3 protein-coding genes are annotated in these 4265 nt (G+C 59.0%); all 3 read left to right on the plus strand.

Features of this window, described 5'->3' with window-relative positions; translation table 11 throughout:
• The coding region (locus WCA53_RS11645; RefSeq protein ID WP_423909579.1) for an MFS transporter at window positions 1-882 on the plus strand (882 nt) is incomplete at its 5' end.
• Window positions 883-890: 8 nt separating this feature from the next.
• Window positions 891-2330 carry an efflux transporter outer membrane subunit gene (locus tag WCA53_RS11650; RefSeq protein ID WP_423909580.1) on the plus strand — a complete coding sequence of 480 codons (1440 nt, stop codon included), beginning with the start codon at window positions 891-893 and terminating at the stop codon, window positions 2328-2330.
• A 357-nt stretch (window positions 2331-2687) separates the two neighbouring features.
• Window positions 2688-4031, plus strand: a complete 1344-nt coding sequence (locus WCA53_RS11655; RefSeq protein ID WP_423909583.1) for an AAA-associated domain-containing protein — start codon at window positions 2688-2690, stop codon at window positions 4029-4031.
• The last annotated feature ends 234 nt before the right edge of the window (window positions 4032-4265 follow it).

The raw sequence follows: 4265 nt of genomic DNA on the forward strand, positions 1-4265 counted from the left end.
AAGAACTGGTTCGGGGACCACGTGATCATCGCGTGCACATGGATATCGGCGATCTGTGGGTTTCTATTCATCGTGCATGCGCTGACGGCAGATGAGCCCATCGTTGACCTGCGCGCACTAAAAGTCAGGAATTTTGGCATCGGTAGTTTGCTATCCTTCATAACCGGCATTGGAATCTTTGTCACGGTGTTCCTCACGCCGGAGTTACTGAGTGAGGTCCGGGGCTTCAGCTCCTTGCAGATCGGCATCGCGTTGTTGTCCGTTGGCGTATTCCAGTTGCTCGCGCTTGGCGTCTACGCGAGCGTGGCCAGGTTCGTCGATATGCGCTTGCTGATGCTGTTCGGTCTGGTGATGTTTGGGCTCGGATGCTACCTCTACGTGCCTCTGACCAACGATTGGGGCTGGCAGCAACTGCTGCTGCCGCAGGCGCTGCGTGGCATCGGCCAGCAATTCGCCATACCGCCGATCGTCACGATGGCACTCGGTTCGCTGCCGCAATCGCGCCTGAAATCGGCTAGCGGCCTGTTCAACCTGATGCGTAATCTGGGTGGCGCGATCGGCATTGCCGTCAGCGCGACGATGCTCAACGACCGGCTCAACTTCCACTATCTGCGGCTTAACGAAAGCGTCACCGTCGGTCGGCCGGAAGTGGAGTCGGTGCTGTCGGAGCAGACGGCCCACTGGTCGTTGGTGGCCGGAGACGCGCTGAATGCGACCCAGTCGGGACTTGCCAATCTGCATGCACTGGTGCTGCGCGAAGCGTTGGTCATGACCTTCTCCGACACTTTCTACGTGCTGTCGCTGTGCTTCCTTGTGGCTATCGCCAGTGTTTTCTTTTCCCAGCCCATCGTTAATGGCGCCCCGCCGCCGGATGCGCATTGAGGTCAATCATGAAAAAAACTCTTATTGGACTGCTGATCAGTCTCTCGCTCGCTGCATGTGCCGTGCAACCGGCCACCCACGCGGATTTGCCCAAGACTGTCGAGTCGGTGGCCCCGGTGAACTGGAGCGTGGAGGCGCCCAAGGATGACGTGGATGCGGCGACCTGGTGGTCGCAATTCGATGATCCGGTGTTGCACGAACTGGTGAGCTCGGTATTGACCGGCAACCTGGACCTGCAGGCGGCGCTAGAACGCGTCAAGCAGGCCGAGGCGATCACGAAGCAAAAGCATGCGGTGCTTCTGCCGGAACTCGACGCGACTGCCACTGCGTCGGACACGCGGATCAACACGCCGCCGCCACTCGGGTACGTGCGCCAGGGCGGTATCGGCCTGGCACTGAACTGGCAGCCCGACGTGTTCGGCGGACTGCGGCTGGACCTGCTCGCCGCGCAGGCGCAACTGGTCGGACAACAGCATACGGTGGATGAAGTCCGGCTCGCGCTCGCGGCCAATACGGCGTCGGCCTATATCGACCTGCGCTGGGCGCAATCGGAGTTGAATATCTTGCAGGACAACGTTGTGATCCGCCAGCGCGCATTGCAACTCACGCAGGAGCGCTTAAAGTTCGGCTTGTCGACGCAACTCGATGTGGCGCGCGCACAGAACCAGTTAAGCGAACTGGAGGCCAGGATTCCGCGTGCCCAATCGACTATTCAACACGAACTGAGCTTGATCGCGGTGTACTCGGGCCGCACGCCGGAATCGGTCGACACGCTCGTACTGGCAACGCCCGGTCCGATTCCGAATCCGGAGGGTGCCGCGCCGCAGACGCTGCCGTCAGAAGCGTTGCTGCGTCGTCCGGATGTGCTCGTGGCCTACGCGGAGGTCCAGCAGCGCGCGGCGGAGGTCGGTGTATCGAGAGCGGAGCGCTATCCGAAATTCACGCTGAATCTGAGCGACGGCCTGCTGGCGGCATCGTATGTCGGCATGCCCACGCTGACCGACAACCTCTTCAGCGCTGCATTGAACGCCACTAGCCCGATCTTCAATGCGGGCCGGATTACGGCCGATATCGAGCAAAGCAAGAGCAAGATGCGCGAATCGCAAATCGACCTTCATCAGACGATGCTTCAGGCGCTTAAGGAAGTTGAAGATACGCGCAGCGATCTCGTTAGTACGACCGAAGAAACACAACGTCTTACGGATGCGTTAAGCGCGTCGGACCAGTCGCTGAAGCTGGCGAACCAGCTTTATAAGGGTGGCGCGACGGACTTCCTCGACGTACTGACTGCGCAGCAGGCGTATTTGCAGGACTCGGATTCGCTCATCCAGGCGAAGCGCGAGCATGCGCTTGCTGCGGTGGCGTTGTACCGGTCACTGGGCGGCGGCTGGAATCAGGCTGCGCCCATATTCACTTCCAGCGCCGAAACGCTAAAGGGAGCGCCTTGAGACGGCAATCGTTTTAAGGCGGCACAGAGTAAGAGTAGCGCGCGGTTTTCTCCAGGCTGAACTTACGGCGCCGCGACCGCTTATTGGCAATGGAATCCATCGCAGAGACGATGGATTCCATTGTCGCGCTTTACAAGTGGCTTTCCGGTGCGAAATAAAAGACGCGATGCACAAGCTTGGCGCGCGAGGATCGTGCCCTTGAGGTTGAATTTGACACGGAGTATGTAGTAGTGTCGCGCCAGGTAATGCGAGCGGATTGCCGCTTGGTGGCCCTCAGCCCTGTTAGTGCCTCATAACATTACTAATTGCCGACGTCCTGGCCAATTTTTCAAGCGCAGCTGTTCGGAGATGCTCCACATGCCAAATTCAGACTTCAAGGTCGCTTCCGCCCCCGTGCCGACGAGCTCCGCTGCCCGTCCCGCCGAAGAGATCTTGAACCTCAAGGAAATCTCGCGTGGCTTTAAAAAGACGCAGGGCGAACTCCTCGTGCTTGACGGTGTCAACCTCTCGCTGCGTCAAGGGGAAATTGTCGGAATGCTCGGGCGCTCAGGTTCGGGGAAGTCCACTCTATTGCGGATCATCGCGGGACTGATCGAGCCGACCACGGGTGATGTCACCTATCGGGGTAAGCCACTTCGTGGTCCCGCCAAGGGCATTTCAATGGTGTTCCAGACGTTTGCGCTGTTCCCGTGGCTAACAGTTCTTCAGAACGTGGAAGCGGGCCTTGAAGCGCAGGGCGTGGGGGCAGTCGACCGTCGCACGCGCGCCCTGGCGGCGATCGACCTGATCGGTTTGGATGGCTTTGAAAACGCTTATCCCCGTGAGCTTTCAGGCGGCATGCGCCAGCGGGTGGGATTTGCACGAGCACTGGTGGTTGATCCGACGTTGCTGCTCATGGACGAGCCGTTCTCCGCGCTCGACGTGCTAACGGCGGAAAACCTGCGTACTGACCTGCTTGACCTGTGGACGCAGGGCCGGATGCCGATCAAGTCGATGTTGATCGTTACGCACAACATAGAAGAAGCCGTGTTCATGTGCGACCGGATTCTCGTGTTGTCGTCCAATCCGGGGCGGCTGGTTGCTGAGGTCGATGTGTCGTTCAAGCATCCGCGCAACCGTCTCGATCCGGCTTTCAGGGCGCTGGTCGACGAGATCTACGCCAAGATGACAGCCCGGCAAACAGGCGGTGCGACGAGGCAGACGCTTGAATTCAGCAGCCGTTTGCCGCACGTCTCGACTAACTTGATAGCCGGCCTCATTGAGGCACTTGCGGGTGCTCCGTATAACGGACGCGCGGATATGCCGGTGATTGCCCGAACGCTGCATCTTGAAGTCGATGACCTTTTCCCGATGGCTGAGATGTTGCAGTACCTGGGCTTTGCGGAACTACGCGAGGGCGACATCTTCCTGACTCCGGCGGCCCGTGTATTTGCCGAGTTGGGCACCCACGAGCGCAAGATGATGTTCGCGGAGCACTTATTGAAGAATGTTCCGTTAGCGGCGCGCATCAGGAAGGTGTTGAACGAGCGCCCAGGACACAGAGCTCCGCGAGTGCGCTTTGAACAGGAACTGGAAGATTTCCTGACCGATGGCGCCGCAGAGGACACGCTCGATGCCGTTATTAACTGGGGGCGTTACGGCGAAGTGTTTTCCTACAACGATCAGACGGAGCTGTTTAGTCTAGAGGATGTTGAGTCGTAGGACTCCGGGGTTGGGGCGGTGCTGCTTGCGGTGAGTGTGGGGCTAGGGTGGAGGGGGTGCTGCGCGCGGCGAGTGTGGGGCTAACATTGAGTCCTCCTGCTAGCGTAGTCGTTCTGCATAAGTAGTATTTTCTTGCTTATTACTGTTAGCCCCTATCCGGGGCGGGACTTCATTTCTTTGCAAACGCGCAAAGAAACGAAGCAAAGAAACGCGTTCAAACCGCGAATACCTAAG

It is taken from the genome of Caballeronia sp., assembly GCF_049581465.1.
Classification (GTDB): domain Bacteria; phylum Pseudomonadota; class Gammaproteobacteria; order Burkholderiales; family Burkholderiaceae; genus Caballeronia.

Bases quoted from the DNA above. Each gene is read 5' to 3' on its own strand.
- WCA53_RS11650 (WP_423909580.1), top strand. From the start codon at position 891: ATGAAAAAAACTCTTATTGGACTGCTGATCAGTCTCTCGCTCGCTGCA.
- WCA53_RS11655 (WP_423909583.1), top strand. From the start codon at position 2,688: ATGCCAAATTCAGACTTCAAGGTCGCTTCCGCCCCCGTGCCGACGAGC.